Source organism: Nostoc sp. (genome assembly GCF_035638895.1).
Taxonomy (GTDB): Bacteria; Cyanobacteriota; Cyanobacteriia; order Cyanobacteriales; family Nostocaceae; genus Nostoc.
Map to the genome: position 1 here is coordinate 17,865 of NZ_DASQZC010000128.1, position 17,973 is coordinate 35,837.

A 17,973-nucleotide genomic window follows, 5' to 3' on the forward strand; every position below is an offset into this window, starting at 1 on the left:
GGAGCTACGGTGTAAACACGATTACCTAAAAATCCTCTAAAACCTCACCCTGTCCTATCGGACATCCCTTTCCTTACTAAGGAAAGGGGCAGGTTTTACACAAGCGAAACCAGGGTGAGGTATCTCAGGGGCAATAGTATTAGTCCCTAGCGCAAATTCGCTGGCACTTTTTCAGGAACTACCCAATAGTAAATAGTTTTGCCCTCTACAGTCAGCGTCTGGTCTGGTTTCCAGTCGCCCATATCGAAGGCATGGGAGACAATGCGAGTACCAGGTTTGAGTTCACTCAATAGCTTGGGACGAAGTTTGAGGTTGATTTCAGGCAGTAAGTAAAGTGTAACTACTGTTGCTTTACTAAAGTCAGTCTTGAACAAGTCTTGTTGGACAAACTTCACGCGATCGGTTACTCCTGCCTTCTGGGCATTTTCATTAGCTTCTTGGACGCGTTGGGGGTCAATATCTATCCCAAAACCCTGCGTACCAAACTTTTGTGCCGCAGTATTGACAATTCTGCCATCGCCACTACCAAGGTCGTAAAGCAGATCATTCTTATCCACTTTTGCCACTTTCAACATTGCATCTACCACTGCCTGTGGTGTAGGCACATAGGGAACATCGCCGGGGCGTTCTTGTGGTTGAGTTGCGGGAGTTGTCGTCGCAGATGGTATTTCGGTTTCGGTCTGACCCGTCAAAGTAGAAGGTTGTGCCCCGACTTCCAAATCTTGCTGTTGCGGCGCACATCCAGCAATTCCCAAGCTGGTAATACTAACGCCTGTAACCAGTAAAAACAGAATTTTTTTGAAGTTCATCAATTTTCTCCTTGATTCAGTAGCTTGTGGTTAGTAGTTAGTAAAACAACTGATAAGTCATCTGATTTTGAATTGCTTATAGGATGAGGTTTAGGTTGCACAATCCAAAATCCAAAATCCAAAATTGTATTAAGTCTTACCTTGGCGATAGTTATTCCAGAACAAAAGGGGGATACCTGCTGCTACAACTAAAACACCTGCAACTGCTCCCACACCTGTATAAACCAAGCTGGAATAAAGCAAGTAAGCGCAAACGGCACAAAAGAGTAATGGTGTGAAAGGATAAAATGGCACACGGAATGGGCGCACTATGTGGGGTTCGCGGATTCGCAATACTAAGAGTGATATCCCGGAAAGCAAGAAGAAGAACCAAAATATCGGGGCGGTGTAATCCACCATTGTTTCAAAGCCTTTGCGGGTGAGCGTGCCTAAAAAAACCAGTGCTAAGGCGATCGCAGCTTGCAACAATAAGGCATGGATAGGACTACTAGGACGTTGTTGCCAGCGCCCCATAAAACTAAATAGCGAGAAATCCTGTCCCAGTGCGAAATTGGTACGCGCTCCGGTAAAGATTGTGGCGTTGGTTGCTCCCAAAGTAGCGATCGCAATCAATACACTGATAAACAAGGCTCCTGGTGCGCCCCAAAGAGAGCGCATTAAATCTGCGGCTACTGCTTCTGACTGGGCCATGTTTGCTAATCCCAATCCCCGCAGGTAAGCCAGATTGATGAGTAAGTAAATGGCAGTAATAATGCCAATACTCCACATTAGCGATCGCACTATATTACGTCGTCCATCTTGAATTTCTGCCGAGATATAAGCTGCTTCATTCCAACCGCCGTAAGAGAGCAGTACAAACACCATCCCCAATCCCCACGTTCCTGATGATGCAGATTGCACAGGGGCGGCAGAATTAGGAATGGCGGTAAGCCCAAGAATTACTACCAGCAACAAACCCAGAACTTTCGCAGCACTCAGCAAGTTTTGTGTCCACTTCCCCTGCTGCAAACCGACGATGTTCAAAGCAGTTAAAAGTGCGATCGCTATGGCTGCATAAATAGAAGACGAAAACGTTCCTAGCCGCCATATCTGAGAAACATAATCGCCAAAAACAAATGCCAACAGGGCAATAGAACCAGTTTGAATCACTGTCATCCGGGCCCAGGCAAATAAAAAGGCGACTCTTCGCCCGAATGCACGTTTCAAATAATAGTAAGCACCACCAACATCGGGATAGGCTGTCGCCAACTCTGCATAGCACAGCGCTCCTATCAGAGATACCACACCACCAATTAGCCAAAAAAGCATTACAGCAATATCACTGCCTGCTTGATTTGCCACTAAAGCCGGGGTTTCAAAAATCCCCGCCCCGATGACAATACCGACAATCAGAGCCACTGCGTCTGGTAATCTTAGCGATGGCTTAGGTGCTGCCACTTCTGTTGTTGCTGACTGCTGAAGCAAACTGTAGTCTTTACGTCTACTCACATTACTTCCTTATTAGTGTGGAGTGGGGACTCGCCGCTTTGTTTCATCTTTTTTGCACTGTTTTACCTATATCTCTATGGTTCAAAACAAATGTGACTCAAAAATGACAATTATCAGTGATATGCCTACAAACGGGAATATCCATCTCGCCACATTCAGAGCAATCTCTGTACAGCGATCGCTCCAATTTCTATTGCTAGACAACATCTATGGTTTTGATAACAATGGCAACTTAATATTAGACAAGGAACAATGCCCCAGTTTACTGTTAAGTCCCTAATCTCACCTATCTACCTCTGATTTCTTTCAGAAGTATTTACATTGTTAACTTGTGTTAATTCTGGTAATAGGCTAGAAAATTTAACTCAATAAAACGTCTTCCTTGAGTGGGATTTATAGTGGTCTAGAGAATGATTGACTCATAGCAGGTAATCGTGCTTAGTTTTATCAAATAGCTAGAGTAAGCGATCGCCTAAAACTTCAGATTAAATAACAAAAATCTTTTTTTACCTTTATTCCTTTAGTATCTGCTACTGGGAAAAAGTAAAATATCTATCAATTCGCCAATCACCAAACCTAATATTGCTATGACTGTTAAAATCCAAAATGAATCTAGCTTGTCGAAGCCAGAAAAGCGCATTTCCAAATCAGCTAGAAGCGTAGTTGCTAAGGGTATGAGAAAAAGCCTTAATAATAGCGACCAAGTTGCTACAAAAGCAATTGATATACTTAAAAATAATATAATAGCTAAAGTTTTAGATCCAAATTCACCTAAACGCTCTAACCAAGAAATACTTTTCCGCACTATAGCTATAACCATAGCAGCGACAAAAGCTCCTACTAACCAAATAATATGATGAGCAGCAAGATACCATCCCAGGAGAGTATAAGCCAGCCATAGTAATACTAAAGGCATCAAAGGAATCCTGTTAAAAAATTCCACATTCATACTGCCAAAGCTTGTCAAAAGACCAAGTTAATATCTTAATTGTAGTCAAAGTTTGTTACCACTTAAATATCTAAATATATCAACTTTGCTCAGGATATTCCTCTACCTACAGGACAAATTTAAGGACATACTCTTTCGTTGTGACAAAAAAATGTATATAGGTTTACTGTAATGTTTCTATTGGGATATTTGAACCTTAAACGCTTAGAAGGTAATACGCTTGGGTTAGTGCCTAAAACCTTAAGTTGCGTAGGTTTGGTTGAGGAATAAACCTAACAGATCGGGGGCTTTGTTAGGTTATGCTTTGCATAACCCAACCTACAATTTTTTATTAAGCCAAGCGTATTGGCTTACAAGGTCTATAGCAACAACAGCTTGCTAAATCAAAAAAAAATATACTTAGTAAGATAAAGTTATATTTAAAACATATATAACTACCTCAAGAACAAAGGTACTAGATTCTAAAATACTAGTAACGTATAAGTAAATTGATTTTGATTCTCAGCTATTTGCCATGAAATTTAATCAAAAGGTAGTCCTAATTCACCGTGTACAACTTTGACAACTGTCCACAATAGTGTTGCATGTCTCAAGCTCATGGTAATATTATTTTACTGTTAGGAGATATTATTTTATACATCAATTCTCAAATATGCTGAAACAGTTAGTTAAGTGCGCTACCTCCAAAAAAGAAAAATTATTCAACCCACCAAGGAAAACTAAAAAAGCGCCAACGTGCAAAGCACAGAGCTTTTAAAATTCTGCTTATATAAGGTACTAAATAGCTCAGAAAGTCCTCTTTGAGAAATCATTAAAGCTAGCTAAGAAGGTATAAAACCCTCTTAAAATGGCAAAAAATTAGATAAGAGTAAATAGAAAAGTTTTGACACTAAGTCAGTTGTTTTTCGTATATCTAAAAATATCGAAAAGCCAAATTTCTCTTGTCAATAAGACATTAATATTGGTGGGTAGTTACCTATATAAAATTCCTATTTCATTGTCGAAAACTTAAGCTACCTCGACCAAATGAGGGAAACACTTAAATCTAAAAAATGATTTAGGACTGCTAGATCAATCTTGATTTAGTAATGACTCGATTCTTAACAACGTTAGCAAAAGTAACAGGAAAAACATGAATATTATTGTTCGTTTGGTTGGAGCGATCGCTCTCCCAATATCTGCGATCGCTACGATGTCTACTATGGCAATGGCTAATGACAAGCCCCTGCGTGTCGATACCCAGCAGACTCCTGCTGCTTCTCAACAGAAAACAACGCAAAGGATTTGCTCTTTAGATCCCATTGATGATTTATTACCTCCAGTACAGACAAAGGCAAGTAATTCTTTGCTTTCTTACCTTGCAGAACAGGGTTTTATACAGAATCAAGAGGGTTCTTGGGTCTGTTATGCGAACGATCCTAAAAAAGAAGGGCGTTACTTTACCCTATTTAAGGTTAAACAAGTTGATGGCAAGCTTATAGCAAGTTCTTTCCTAGATGAGGGCAGTTTGATTCAGGGACAGGAAAATCGTAGTTTGGACTTCTTTCTGATGCTGATTAAGCGTCATACGAATACTAGTCCAGAGAATCGTCAAGGTATACGTAGGTATTTAGAAGCCTTTGTCTCGTTAGTAAAAGAAGGCAAGATCAAACCCACACGTCGTGGGTTTCTTTTCGACCAACCCAACCGGGGATTAGTCTTATATCACACGCTCTCTTCAGGAAATCTCAAAGGTACCGGAATCACAATCAACATTTCTTTACCTAAGAGTTGAATGAACTAGGGAGTGGGGAGTGAAATGAGTATAGATGGGGATTCAAACCTTACTCAACTCGTAAAGAAATTTTCTCCCAATCCCTAATCATAGCTACCAAGGATAGGAATGCTGTTTGCAGACTCGGTGAGTCTGCGGTATTGCTGCGACCCATTGGATTTATAGAGCTATTAATATCAACCCCACGGACTGAAAGAGGGACGTGAACAACCAATGAAATTGCTGTCATTTAGTGGAGGTGCATCTTGCCTAAATCAATTGTTCAAAGAATTGCAATGACGTTTGCGGAGCGTCTGTCTGCGACACGCTGCGCGAACGTAGAGAAGGCGGTTCGGTTTACAACCATCGTATTCTCATCTGTTGCAGTAGTACTCACTACGTGTCAGTCTGCTTTTGGACAGCTCAATATTGGACGCTATGGTATCCAACAAGGACTGGAGTATGAGTATCTCCAGTACCAAATCAATAACCAGAATCTGAGCCAGATGCGAGTCATTCCTGGATGTGATGTGGGATTTGGTCTGACCTGCAATAAAACTGGATCGGTAATTCAGCGATTACTAGATTCAAACGAGGGGACTAGCTATCAAAACCTCTTGATACGAGCAGCTGGTGGCGAGGAAAACTTCCAGAATTTCGCTAGCTTTTACGGTAACAATCCCAATCTCTCTGAAGTGCCTTACGCCTCATTTTGGAGAAACCAATCCCCCGCAATCATGGATAGTTCTCAATACCTTCTTGGACAACCTGTTGGCCGGAATCCAGTAGAAGGACTCGGACTTGTAACCAACCAGTTCTACTGGTCACCATACTCAGGAACCAATAACTCGGTTAGTCTCCGTAATGGATTACTAGACTTGAAGTTGTCATACGGACGACTACTCTTTGAAGAAGCCTCAAAAATCCCTAACATTAAGGAGCAGATTCAGTCTTTAGGTTTGTCGCCAGAGATGACGAATTTCTATTTCAATAAAATCTCTACGGGCTTGAATGCGTTGAATTCTGGAAATCCAAACCAACTCCAACAGAGGATTTTTGAAGTACTATCCTTTCCATACTCTGAAAATGGTGGGGAACTCGGACGTCCCATTAACGCGATTCCACAGGAATTTAGTCAGATATTGGGAGAAGAGATCCCAGGAGATATATTGCTGAGTGATAATCCCCTAGCATTGGATGGAGAAGTAATGGGCCTCGATACTTCCCCTGCCTTTATGGGAGATGTTTTGGTACAAGAGAGTCCTGATTCCTTTCCACTCTGGCCAATATTCGGAATTGGGGGTCTTGCTTTAATTCTGCTTCTACTAATGAATGGCGATAATTCCTCAGCTCAAGCATCTGTTTCTTCAGAAAATCCACCTTTATCTCTCACCCCTTCAGGCGAATGCGATCTGACTCCCAGTGGTAATGGTTTTGATCACACACAGATCATTGAGGTTCCGTGTAATGTTACTCCTAAAACCCCTACCGAAGTGAAGAAGGTAGTGGAACCATCAATGATCAAAGCGCTTTTATTGCTAATTGTTCTACTATGCATAGTCCGTTACAAACATCGCTCTTTAAAAATCCGTAATTCATAATTCTTCCAGCAGCTTTAATTTCTGTAAGGTTACAGTAATGCTCATTGGTGTCAACTTAAGGTAGAAGTCATGTCTCGCCTGAAACTGAAGTTCCAGGCGAGTCAGGGAGCCAACAGTTAAGCTATTTCTAGGCTTTTGTTGACACGTATGAGTAATGCTGTGTGCCTACAGTGCAAGTCTATTTACCTGGCGATCGCTTGTAAAAATATTCAGGGCTTACGCAACTGGCAATATTGCGTAGGTTTTGCCTAAAAAATAACTCTAATGTAGGTTAGGTTGAGGAATATAGACCCTTTCGCGCATCGTCTCGTAAAGTCGTCTTTAGACAACTTTCATCACTATTAGACTCAGAATTCATTCTAAGGCGGGCTAGATGAGCACTCCAAAAGCCCCATCTTCAGCGAAAACTTTCTACTAGATAAGCTGCCAATAACTTACAAAGTCGCATGATTCTGATGTTCAGAAACTTTTAAAAGTATTTTTGCATATATTTTAACATAAAAACATCTACTTATAAGCTCATAATCTAATTTCTCCCCTTGGGTATATAACTTAAAAATATAAGCAAAACTCTTGGCAGATATACCTGAAGTTTTATTTTGCTAAACCTATAATTAAACCCTTATAAACATTAGAACTTGGTCTACTGAAAAATGTGTAGTAATTTGTTTATTAAAAAACAGATCAATAAACTTAAACCCTAAATATCGTTATATTCCAAAATTTTTGGATCTTTACATCTCTAATATGGAAGATTTATAACTTTGTCATAATTTAGGTAAAATTAAGTCTTGTTTATAAAATTATGCTGAATTTCCTTCTTCAAAAAATGACTATATATTCCTAAAGAAACAGTCTTATCAACCTAATTTCGATGACACAGTAATAGCGAGAATATATTTTCAAATAACTAGCTAGTGAACTTGCTATTAAAAATCAAGAGACTAAAGACATATAGTAAAGGTAAATAATATGTATCATTCTCAAATGTTGCCGACAAATGTAGCAACCAATAGTAATTTACATCAAGTAATCGTGAGTGAAGCAACAAAAGATAAAGCACAAACGCATGAATTAACTGTTACTGATATAGCGATATCTTTATCCCCTGTTGGCTTTGTAATTAGTTGGATGGTTTTTTTCCTAATATTGCGAAAAATCCGGGCACTTTTAGATTATAAAATGGTGTTTCCTGCCAAAACTTTACACAAACTTCCCTGTAAAAAATGCAGCTTTTATTCCAATAATCATTATCTAAAATGTGCGGTAAACCCTTCTATTGTTCTCACTGAAGAAGCGATGAATTGCTCTGAATACTCACCCACTAAGAAAGATTCTTCCTCCAAAAATCCTTTTGTCTAGATATAATAATTATTAATCTGATACTACACGAGTAAAAGAAGCTACATATCAAGTAAGTTCTTTAGCTGGTAACGCCTTGGCTCGGATAGCGATCGCCTGTCTTTGTCCGTCACGTTTATCTAGCTGTACCCTGATTAAGTTGAATTACTAACCAAGTGAGATAAGTACCGAAAACGCTATATCTCCGTAATGCACCGCAACAGTTGAAGATGGTACGTTACTACTTACCCATTATTCAGCTTAGTTTTAATCTGTCTGTAGATAGCTGCAATGTTGCGAGCATCATCAATGCCACGATGGTGTGTACCTTTTAATTCTATCCCCAACTCATTGAGAGCCTGTGCCATGCCAAATTTTTTAGATACACTAAGATAATCTGAAAACTCCTCTTTGATATTGATGTGTTCGGAACTAAAAAGATAAGGGAAATTATGAAACGCGCAATCTTGAATAAATTGCTTTTTATCGTAATTGCCCCAAGAACAAAAAATATGATTGGGAAATGAATAAATCCATTCTTTGAAGCGATAAATTGCCTCTATAAATTTTGGTGCTTTGTCAACATCTTGCTGACTAATACTAGTCAATTCGGTGCAAAAACCTGTTAATTGCGGATGTCTCACAGGTTGAATGAATTGCTGAAACTCAGAATCAATTTCCCAGGTTATTCGATTGAGCATCACTGCACCGATTTCGATAATTTCCATTTCATGGCGAGGAATAGTCCCACTCTCAGAGCATGTAGCTTCTAAATCGACTATCAAATAATAGTAGGATATTTTAGTTTCCATATTAGATATTAGTAATAAATTATATTTTTATTTAGCGAGATAGGGAATTTAGATTGATGAAAAAGGTTTAACCCAACGAAGTTGAATAGCGACATTAAGAGCGATCGCACCTAACGCAAACCACAATACACTTTCTCCCGCCAACACCAAAAAAGGCCAAATTGTGCTATTAGAATTCCAGCCAAGTTCTATCTGAGTTAATCCCCGCACCAAGCCAAAGGCCAGTACACCACCAGCTTTGAGTTGGGAATTTTTATCTGAGCGGATGATATAGCGGTAGGTGACACCAAATAGTAAGCCAGTAAAAGTTGCAACTGCACCACTTACGCACAAGTGCCAGTCAAGATCATTTTGCAGACATGCGAGCGTCTGAAAATGCTTTGCCAGTACCAAAGTATTCAACAGACTAGAAAGAGCAAAAGCAAAACACACAGATAAACCCCCAATTATTCCAGCTTTCAGGGATTCTAGGCGTTCTGCCATCAGTTGAGCATCTAAATTTGAGTTCACTCTATATAGGTAGGGATTAGATATTAGGATTTTCCTTACTCTTCAGTATGATAAATGCTAGACCAGCTTTGTAATTAATTAAATGCTGCCCTTATGCGGGAATTTTGATAATAAACTCGCTTCCCATACCTGATTGAGAATTCACTTCTAATACACCTTTGTGTTTCTCTACAACTATTTGATATGCGATAGACAAGCCAAGTCCAGTACCTTTACCAACGGTTTTTGTGGTAAACAACGGTTCAAATAAGCGCTTTTTTAACCATTCAGGAATACCAATCCCATTGTCAGCAATCCGAATTATAACCAATTGTTCAGAATCTATTTCTGTTGCAATTTTAATCTGAGGAATTAGATTGATCATTTTGCCCTGCATTATAGCTTCATCAAGAGCATCAATTGCATTTGCCAGAATGTTCATAAATACTTGATTCATCTGCCCTAGATAGCAGTTTACGTCCGGTAATATTCCATAAGTTTTAATAATTTCAATAGCTGGACGATCGCCATTAGCTTTGAGGCGGTGTTGTAAAATCATTAGTGTACTATCTAGACCTTGGTGCAAATCAGCAAATATTTTGGTATCACTATCCGAACGAGAGAAGTTGCGGAGTGAATTAGAAAGGTTCTGAATTCGTTCGCTTCCTACTTCGAGAGAGTTCAAAATTTTTACCATATCTTCAATAACGAAATTAAGATCCAAATCCTTAATAGCAGTGGTAATTTTGGCTGTTGGGTTTGGATACTCTTGTTCATACAATAAAAGCAACTTCGTTACTCCTGAAATATATTCTTGCAAGGGTGGAATATTGCTGGAAATAAAGTTGATGGGGTTGTTGATTTCATGGCCAATACCAGCGATTAACTCTCCGAGTGTTGATAGTTTTTCTTGCTGCACCAGTTGGACTTGAGCTTGTTGCAAAGCCTTGGTGCGATCGCTAACTTGTTGTTCCAAAGATTCATTCAATTGCTTAAGTTGTAAATGTACCCGCACTCTAGCAATGACTTCCTCGTGTGCAAACGGTTTTGGGATATAATCTACCGCACCAAGGGAAAATCCCTTGGTTTTACTTTCCGTATCCGCTAAGGCAGTCGTGAAAATAATCGGAATATTCTGGGTAACAGGATTGGCTTTGAGGCGGCGACAAGTTTCAAATCCGTCAATACCGGGCATTTGTACATCCAGCAAAATCAACTCTGGTTGATTGCGTTCGGCTTGAGCGATGGCACTTTCTCCATCGACTGCAACACGGAAACGAAAACCCTCACAATTGAGTGCTTCACACAGGACAGATAAATTTGTCGGATTATCATCCACAATCAAAATAAATCCGTTATTTGCAGTTTTGCCCATGATGAATTTTAAATTGGAATTTAACTAAAATTAATTGATGTATTCTTGAATAAAATAATTCAGGAGCCAGGAGTCAAAATGGGCTAAACGCCCCGCTACCGCTAACAGAATCGAATCAGCATAGTAAGTTAGTAACTTACTAACTTACTGAAGCTATTGATTAGGAAATTGGTATACTAATAAAACAAACTGATAGACTTTTTACTAAACCATCAAGCATTGAAATGTTTTTGCAGTTTGTCTCATTTATTCTGACTCTTGAATACTTACAATAAAAGTTTCCAGACGTTTGAGTTGAAAATTACTAGCAAGTTGGACAATATGCTGGGTAAAAATGCTTAACTGCTCATCAGATGTAGAAAGTTCCTCAGCAAGTTCTAAAACTTTTTGAATATCACCGTCTTGTGTCAGATAGAGTAACTCTTGTAAAACCTCTTTAGCAGGATAAATCATCTCATTTGATTGATTTAAACCACCTGTATAGGTTTTTTTGATTGCGTCTACCTTAACGTCAAAAATCCATTCCAGTTGCAAAAATTTTCGTAGAATTTCCAGCAGCGTTTCAGCTTCTACAGGCTTTGGTAAAAATGCATCTGCACCTACATCAATACTTTTGTGCTGGTCGATTGCAAATACGCTGGCTGACGAAGCGATGATAGCAATCTCTTTAAATGGCCCAGGCTGACGCAAACGTTCGATCAACTCAAATCCATTTAATATAGGCATCACTAAGTCAGTGATAATCATGTCTGGTTTGTAGAGTAGAGCCTGTTCCCATGCTTCCTCACCCTGACTAGCTTCTACAACAGTAAACCCAACAGGCTCTAGTAAATTTACGATTACTGATCGGTTTTCCCATTTGTCATCCGCAATCAAAATGGTGCGCCTTTGTCCTTCATAACCAATAATAGTTCCCTGCTCAACCACTCTGGAAACCTTTGCCCAGTCTTTAGATTCTGGCAATTTTGCTTCAAACCAAAAAGTGCTACCTTTGCCTAAAGTACTTTGCACCTGAATTTGACTACCCATCAACAAAACAATTTTTTGGCTAATTGCTAATCCCAAGCCTGTACCTTCAGATTGTCTTTTCTGATTTCCCACTTGCTCAAAGGGCTGAAAGATTTTCTCGGCTTGTTCAGGGATTATACCCGTGCCGGTATCTATTACCTGAAAGCGAATTTTGTAGTCAGTTTTTCCATTGACGTTTGCTTCTTGATCGATGACATGAACTTTGAAAATGACACTACCTTGATTAGTAAATTTGATCGCATTACTAAGCAAGTTAATAAGTACTTGTCGCAAGCGTTTTTCATCAGCATGAATGCCCATTGGCAAATCAGGATCGAGTTCGACCTGAAATATGATTACCTTTTGTTCTGCTCGGATGCGGCAAATTTCAGTTACGCTATCTATAAAGGCAGGCAAGTAGAAATCAACAGGATACAATTCTAGTTTTCGAGCTTCTATTTTGGAGAGATCCAGCACATCATTAATTAGGGTTAAAAGATGGGAACCACATTGATAAATGATGCTGACTCCTTTACGTCCTTTTTCACTTAAAGATTCTGTGCGTTGGAGAATTTGTGTATAGCCCAGAATACCGTTAAGAGGTGTGCGTAGCTCATGACTCATATTGGCGAGAAATTCACTCTTGGCTTGGCTGGAGTTTTGGGTGACTTCTTGTGCAATGCGTAGTTCTTTCTCGATGCGCTTGCGCTCTACAATTTCAGTTGAAAGCGCTCGATTGATAACTTCTAACTGGGCTGGGCTGGGTAGTGCCAGAGCTTGAGGCATGAGATAAAATAACGCAAATGCCGTATATATCGAAATAATGGCAGTTAAAGCTTTCAAACCACCTGCAACCCAATAGTTTGGATGCCAAAGCGTCCAAATATCCATCAAGTGTCCAGTACCGCAGGCAATGATAAAAGCACCAAATAACAAAAAGACTCCATTGAAAGGAACGTCTTTGCGCTTGGAAATAAAGTAAATCAGTAGGAAGGGAATGGAATAATAGGCAAGAGCGATCGTGGCATCAGAAATAATGTGGAGCCAAACTAATCCAGTTTTCCAGAGATAACAATGTCCGTGGGCAACAAAACCATTAGAGTGGAAAGGATAGTTGAAAAACGTCGGCATGATACTAGGGGTGGCTAGATTTGAAATATATACGCATAACCCTAGTATTCCCAAACTATCAAGTGGGAAAGCGCGATCGCTAATTTTTTATATTTGTCTTTATTAATGCCTGAAGTACTAGCGTACCAAGAAAAAAGGGTGTATCGTTTGCGTAAGTGTAGCCCGTCGTAGACATCGCACACCCAACTTATACCATTTTGGATTTTAGATTTTAGATTGGAAACCGCTTAGTATATCTGGATTTTCTCTGTCCATCTGTCGGAATCATTTTTAAAATTGGTATTAGAATTTCATTTATAAACAAATCTGAGCCTGCACAATCCCTGTATGATAAATATTAGAAACCTTTTGTAATTATTTGAAAAGTGGGACTATGGAGATTTTGACACTAGGTTGGGTATCACTGTTAGTTGTGTTTACTTGGTCAATTGCAATGGTAGTTTGGGGACGTAACGGACTGTAGAGGCATCGTGGAAAGTCCATTTTTGAGTATTTTAACTTTAGTTGCCGCAGTGCTACTCGTAGTAGTCACTGGTGGTATTGGTTATTTGACCGTGGCAGATTGGCGCGATCGCCGTCGCCGAGATGATGACAAACGCAGCAGCCGCAGCGCCACTCCCAAGCGGCGATAATTTTCTCGTGGTTGAGAAATGTTTTTGTAGGGACACGATAATATCGTGTCCCTACACTATTTTTCTGGCATTCCCAGGAAATAACTGTTACCTTTGCGATCGCAACGGGAATCATGAGATAGAAGACTTTCAATATTTAAAGTCCCATTGGGAATGGAAAACTCCTCTACTACTCAACCCATAGAACCAAATTCAGAACAGCAAGAATCTCATTCAGATGTGACACTCTCCCTGCGTCAGAATGAGCAACAAAAAGCCTTATCTGGAGTTATTGCCCGCATCCGCGAGTCTCTAGATATAGAAACCATCTTCAAAATTACAGTCACTGAAGTCCGCCAGCTTCTGAAAAGCGATCGGGTTGGCGTGTTTCGTTTCTATCCTGATTTGGCATGGGAAGGGGAATTTATCTATGAAGATGTGGCAACAGAATGGGATTCGGTACTAGCAGCCAAATTGCGCGACCACTGCTTTAGTGAGGAGTTCGCAGGGCTATATCAGCAAGGTCGGATTAGAGCAATAGCTGATATTTATCAAGTTAATGCTAGTGATTGCTACATCCAGATTTTAGAAAGATTCCAAGTACGTGCTAGTATAATTGCCCCCTTGATCAAAGGTAAAGATTTATGGGGATTGTTGTGTATTCATCAGTGTAGTAGCCCTCGGCAATGGGAAGCATCAGAAATTGAGTTTGTGCAATTAATCGCCGGACATCTGGGAGTTGCTTTACAGCAAGCAGATTACCTAGAACAAGTAAAACTACAATCAGCAGAACTAGCACAAGCAAAAGCCAGAGAAAAAGCAGCCCAATGGCAAAGAACCATCGCTATAACCATTGAGAAAATTCGTCAGTCTCTAAACTTGGAAAACATTTTCCACACAACCACCGGAGAACTTAGGCAGCTGCTAAATGCTGACCGCGTGGCTATTTATCGCTTCAATCCCGATTGGAGTGGTGAATTCGTGTTTGAATCAGTAGCAGAGGGCTGGATTTCCCTGATAGATGAGCAATTTCACCGGCCAGAAGTGAGTGAAAACGTCAGTGAATGCAGCGCCAAAGATTTAGCTAAACCTCCAGTCGCTGACACCTACTTACAAGATACAGAGGGTCGTAGCTTCAGTCGTTGTGAAGTTTACCGTGTTTGTAAGGATATTTACAATTCGGGCTTTAGCGACTGCTACATTAAAATCTTAGAGATATATCAAGCAAGAGCTTATGTGATCGTTGCCATTTACCACGGTAACAAGCTCTGGGGCTTGCTAGCAGTATATCAAAATGCCAGAACCCGTGATTGGCAAAAAGATGAGGTTTACTTGCTTACCCAAGTGGGTACACAATTAGGTGTAGCTTTGCAGCAAGCGGAATTTATCCAACAAATGCAAACCCAAGCAGCAGAGATTAGCAAAGCTGCCGAAAGACAAAGAGCGTTAGCGAACACCGTAGAAAAAATTCGTCAGTCTCTTGATATTGAAGCTATTTTTAAAACCACAACTCAAGAAGTCCGTCGGTTATTACAAGTGGAACGAGTAGCAATTTATCGCTTCTATCCTGATTGGAGTGGCGAATTTGTCGCTGATTCTATTGTTGATGGCTGGACACCAATGGTTAAGCCGCAGCCTGTGACAGAAGGCGTTTTTGTACAAGGAAAGCAAGCGGGTAAGTATGCACGAAATGAAGTTTTTGTGCCAATTTCTCAGGGCGAGAAGTTGTGGGGATTGCTAGTGGCTTATCAAAATTCCCAGCCTCGCTATTGGCAAGATGAGGAAATCAACTTATTGGCACAAGTTGGCGCTCAATTGGGGGTAGCATTACAGCAAGCTGAGTCTTTGAAACAGATGGAGGTGCAGACCCAAAAACTGGCTCAAGCTGCTACACGAGAACGGAAAGCAGCCGAAAGAGAAAAAGCATTAGCCGCAACGGTGGAAAAAATTCGCCAGTCTCTTGATATTCATACCATCTTTGCCACCAGTACAGAAGAAGTCCGGCGACTATTGGAAGTTGATCGAGTGACAATCTATCGATTCGGGGCTGATTGGAATGGCGAATTTGTTGCTGAGTCTTTAGCTCAAGGTTGGACACCAATAAGGGAAATTTTACCTGTAGTTACAGATGATTACTTACAAGAAACGCAAGGCGGAAGGTTTGCTAATGCCAAAAGTTGTGTCATTAAAGATATTTACAGCGCCAATTATTCTATTTATCATATTGCCCTGCTTGAGCTAATGCAGGCTAGGGCATATATGATTGTGCCGATTTTTCAGGGTGAGAAACTTTGGGGATTACTAGCAGCTTATCAAAATATCAAACCCCGTGATTGGCAAGAGGATGAAGTAGATTTGCTGATGCAGATTGGTACTCAGCTGGGAGTAGGACTTCAACAAGCAGAATTACTTAAACAGACTCAACGTCAAAAAGAAGAACTTACCCAGACTATTAAAGAATTACAAAACACTCAGAGCCAGTTGATTCAAAGTGAAAAAATGGCAGGCTTAGGGCAGTTAGTTGCTGGTGTAGCGCATGAAATTAACAACCCGATTAGTTTCATTTACGGCAACATCACCTATGTTACGGAACATACCGAAAATTTATTTAAATTACTGCGCCTTTATCAGAAACAGCATCCTAAGGCAACAGGAGAAATTCAAAAGCAAGCAGCAGCACTAGATTTAGATTTCATTAGTGATGACTTGCCCAAAATTCTGACTTCAATGAAGATAGGGGCAGAGCGAATCTCTCAACTCGTCTTGTCATTACGAATTTTTTCTCGACTTGACGAAGCCGGAATAAAGCCCGTTGACCTTCATGAAGGCATCGACAGTACTTTGTTGATTTTACAACATCGACTGCAATCAGAGACTAATTCTCTTGCTATTGAGGTAGTTAAGCAATATGGTGAATTGCCCCCAGTAGTCTGCTATCCAGCGCAGATGAATCAAGTGTTTATGAATATTCTCAACAATGCGATCGATGCACTAGAAAACTCAGCAACTTCTGGAAAAATAATTGCCGATCCTAAAATTTTGATTCGTACAGAAGTCATCGAAGGGAATACAATTCTGATTTGGATTGCCGACAATGGTTGTGGGATTCCAGAGATGATGCGATCGCGCATTTTTGAACCTTTCTTTACCACCAAACAACCTGGACAAGGTACTGGCTTAGGTTTATCTATTAGCTACCAAATTATTGTGGAAAAACACGGCGGTAATATCAAGTGTGTTTCTGAACCTGGCAAAGGCTGTGAGTTCTGGATAGAAATCCCGATGAAACGAACAGTTAGTTAAAAAAATCAGGCGATGCCAACTCTTGGAGACGCTACGCATAGCAAGATTTCCGTAGGGGTAAGGCGCAACTCTTGGAGAGGCTACGCTAATCCACACTCTGAAATAACAGAAATAATGTTAAAATTATATATCCATAAAGGAGAAGATTATGAGCAATCAATCTGTTCATAAAACTAATAGTCTCTATGCACAAGATTATCATTTGTGGTTAGAACACACTGTTGATTTATTAAAAAATAAAAAGTTTTTAGAACTAGAGTTAGAAAATTTAATTGAAGAAATTGGAAGTATGGGTAGAAGTGATAAAAGTGCTTTAAGGAGTAATCTTAGAGTGCTTTTAATGCACCTTCTCAAATACAAATTTCAACCCCAGAACCGATCCAATAGCTGGTTATATACAATTTATGAACATCGTCAAAGATTACAAGAAGCATTTGTCGATAGTCCTAGCTTAAAATATTATTACACGGAAGTTTTTGACAGTTGTTACCAACACGCTAGAAAAGAAGCATCTATTGAAACAGGGCTTCCTCTGTCTATTTTTCCTAAAGACTATCCTTTTTCTATTGATGAAACCTTAGATTCTGACTTTTTCCCAAGTTAATCATAATCGCAGAGTAGAGATTTTGCAGGCGATGCCTTCTCTATGAGACGATAGTATTTAAATCTTTGACTGCTTGATCAGAAAAAGAGTAGTTACTCATTTTTGAGACTCAGCAATTTTATTGATTTTTTCTTGTAGTTGAGCAAATACTGTCTCACCATCTGTAACCTCTCCTCTAGCAATTTGTTCCTTTCCAATCACTATTTTTTGTCGAAGTTCTTCCAAACGTTGTTCTCGTGCTTGTAGCAATTTCAATGCTTCGTTCATCAATTCTTCTGCATTAGCATATCTCCCAGTTTGAATTTGGGATTGAATAAACTGCTCATGCTCAGGTTTAAGGGAAATATTCATTCCAAATAACCCTACTAAATTTACTATATTCAAATTTTATCGCTAATTGACTTGACGAACGAATACGGCTCAGTTTCCAACTAAAAGATTAATGCGATTTACGTCCAACACGATAAGCAACATCAGCAGTTATTTTGGGATTACCAATATTTTGAAACTTTTCAAAATATATTTCTAAGTCATTTTTATCTTCATGATAAGGTAAAGATATTTTACCTGTTTTATTGTTGATAATATTAATACTATTGTCTTTAGCCAGTTTATCAAACCAACCGTAAAAATTGGGGTTATTATTATCAACAAATAAGAATAATGCTCCTGGTTTAGCTTGACTAAATAAGTTGGCAA

General features: G+C 39.6%; 17 protein-coding genes. 8 read left to right on the plus strand and 9 right to left on the minus strand.

Annotation, left to right across the window (positions count from 1 at the left end; translation table 11 throughout):
- Positions 1–146: 146 nt before the first annotated feature.
- Together VE944_RS06195 and VE944_RS06200 are read right to left on the minus strand one after the other, a co-directional pair.
- The gene (locus VE944_RS06195; RefSeq protein ID WP_324973814.1) at positions 147–809 is read right to left on the minus strand and encodes a class I SAM-dependent methyltransferase; all 663 of its coding nucleotides are present in this window, start codon (positions 807–809) and stop codon (positions 147–149) included.
- Between the two features lie 129 nt (positions 810–938).
- Positions 939–2,297 carry an APC family permease gene (locus VE944_RS06200; protein WP_324973817.1) on the minus strand — a complete coding sequence of 453 codons (1,359 nt, stop codon included), beginning with the start codon at positions 2,295–2,297 and terminating at the stop codon, positions 939–941.
- A gap of 103 nt (positions 2,298–2,400) precedes the next feature.
- Between VE944_RS06200 and VE944_RS06205 the strand changes: the two genes are divergently transcribed.
- The gene (locus VE944_RS06205; RefSeq protein WP_324973821.1) at positions 2,401–2,577 is read left to right on the plus strand and encodes a hypothetical protein; all 177 of its coding nucleotides are present in this window, start codon (positions 2,401–2,403) and stop codon (positions 2,575–2,577) included.
- Between the two features lie 240 nt (positions 2,578–2,817).
- On the opposite strand, the gene VE944_RS06210 is transcribed toward VE944_RS06205, so the two are convergent.
- On the minus strand, positions 2,818–3,246 hold the full coding sequence (locus tag VE944_RS06210) for a hypothetical protein (protein WP_324973824.1): 429 nt from the start codon (positions 3,244–3,246) through the stop codon (positions 2,818–2,820).
- A gap of 1,132 nt (positions 3,247–4,378) precedes the next feature.
- On the opposite strand from VE944_RS06210, the gene VE944_RS06215 reads away from it, so the two are divergent.
- From VE944_RS06215 to VE944_RS06225, 3 genes are all read left to right on the plus strand, one after another.
- On the plus strand, positions 4,379–5,020 hold the full coding sequence (locus tag VE944_RS06215; protein WP_324973827.1) for a hypothetical protein: 642 nt from the start codon (positions 4,379–4,381) through the stop codon (positions 5,018–5,020).
- Between the two features lie 245 nt (positions 5,021–5,265).
- Complete coding sequence (locus VE944_RS06220; protein ID WP_324973831.1) at positions 5,266–6,600, plus strand: hypothetical protein; 1,335 nt, start codon at positions 5,266–5,268, stop codon at positions 6,598–6,600.
- 972 nt (positions 6,601–7,572) lie between these two features.
- Positions 7,573–7,962: a hypothetical protein gene (locus VE944_RS06225; protein ID WP_324973834.1), complete on the plus strand. Its 390-nt coding sequence runs from the start codon at positions 7,573–7,575 to the stop codon at positions 7,960–7,962.
- Between the two features lie 224 nt (positions 7,963–8,186).
- Here the strand turns inward: VE944_RS06225 and VE944_RS06230 are convergent, their stop codons facing one another.
- The 4 genes from VE944_RS06230 to VE944_RS06245 form a co-directional block, all read right to left on the minus strand.
- The gene (locus VE944_RS06230) at positions 8,187–8,753 is read right to left on the minus strand and encodes a 3'-5' exonuclease (protein ID WP_324973837.1); all 567 of its coding nucleotides are present in this window, start codon (positions 8,751–8,753) and stop codon (positions 8,187–8,189) included.
- Between the two features lie 48 nt (positions 8,754–8,801).
- Positions 8,802–9,236, minus strand: coding sequence for a hypothetical protein (locus VE944_RS06235; protein ID WP_324973890.1), 435 nt, complete (start codon positions 9,234–9,236; stop codon positions 8,802–8,804).
- A 118-nt stretch (positions 9,237–9,354) separates the two neighbouring features.
- Complete coding sequence (locus VE944_RS06240; RefSeq protein ID WP_324973840.1) at positions 9,355–10,617, minus strand: hybrid sensor histidine kinase/response regulator; 1,263 nt, start codon at positions 10,615–10,617, stop codon at positions 9,355–9,357.
- Between the two features lie 246 nt (positions 10,618–10,863).
- On the minus strand, positions 10,864–12,756 hold the full coding sequence (locus VE944_RS06245; RefSeq protein ID WP_324973843.1) for an ATP-binding protein: 1,893 nt from the start codon (positions 12,754–12,756) through the stop codon (positions 10,864–10,866).
- Positions 12,757–13,129: 373 nt separating this feature from the next.
- On the opposite strand from VE944_RS06245, the gene petN reads away from it, so the two are divergent.
- The 4 genes from petN (at position 13,130) to VE944_RS06265 (ending at position 17,274) form a co-directional block, all read left to right on the plus strand.
- A complete protein-coding gene (petN, locus tag VE944_RS06250) occupies positions 13,130–13,219 on the plus strand; it encodes a cytochrome b6-f complex subunit PetN (protein WP_012408302.1) in 90 nt (29 codons plus the stop codon).
- Positions 13,220–13,226: 7 nt separating this feature from the next.
- On the plus strand, positions 13,227–13,388 hold the full coding sequence (locus VE944_RS06255; RefSeq protein ID WP_324973874.1) for a hypothetical protein: 162 nt from the start codon (positions 13,227–13,229) through the stop codon (positions 13,386–13,388).
- A gap of 153 nt (positions 13,389–13,541) precedes the next feature.
- Entirely contained in the window at positions 13,542–16,670 is a 3,129-nt protein-coding gene (locus tag VE944_RS06260) for a GAF domain-containing sensor histidine kinase (RefSeq protein WP_324973877.1), read from the plus strand.
- 148 nt (positions 16,671–16,818) lie between these two features.
- Positions 16,819–17,274, plus strand: coding sequence for a DUF29 domain-containing protein (locus VE944_RS06265; RefSeq protein ID WP_324973880.1), 456 nt, complete (start codon positions 16,819–16,821; stop codon positions 17,272–17,274).
- Positions 17,275–17,370: 96 nt separating this feature from the next.
- Here the strand turns inward: VE944_RS06265 and VE944_RS06270 are convergent, their stop codons facing one another.
- Complete coding sequence (locus VE944_RS06270) at positions 17,371–17,625, minus strand: type II toxin-antitoxin system ParD family antitoxin (protein WP_324973882.1); 255 nt, start codon at positions 17,623–17,625, stop codon at positions 17,371–17,373.
- Between the two features lie 88 nt (positions 17,626–17,713).
- Positions 17,714–17,973: hypothetical protein (locus VE944_RS06275; protein WP_324973886.1), on the minus strand; the 260-nt coding region annotated here is incomplete at its 5' end.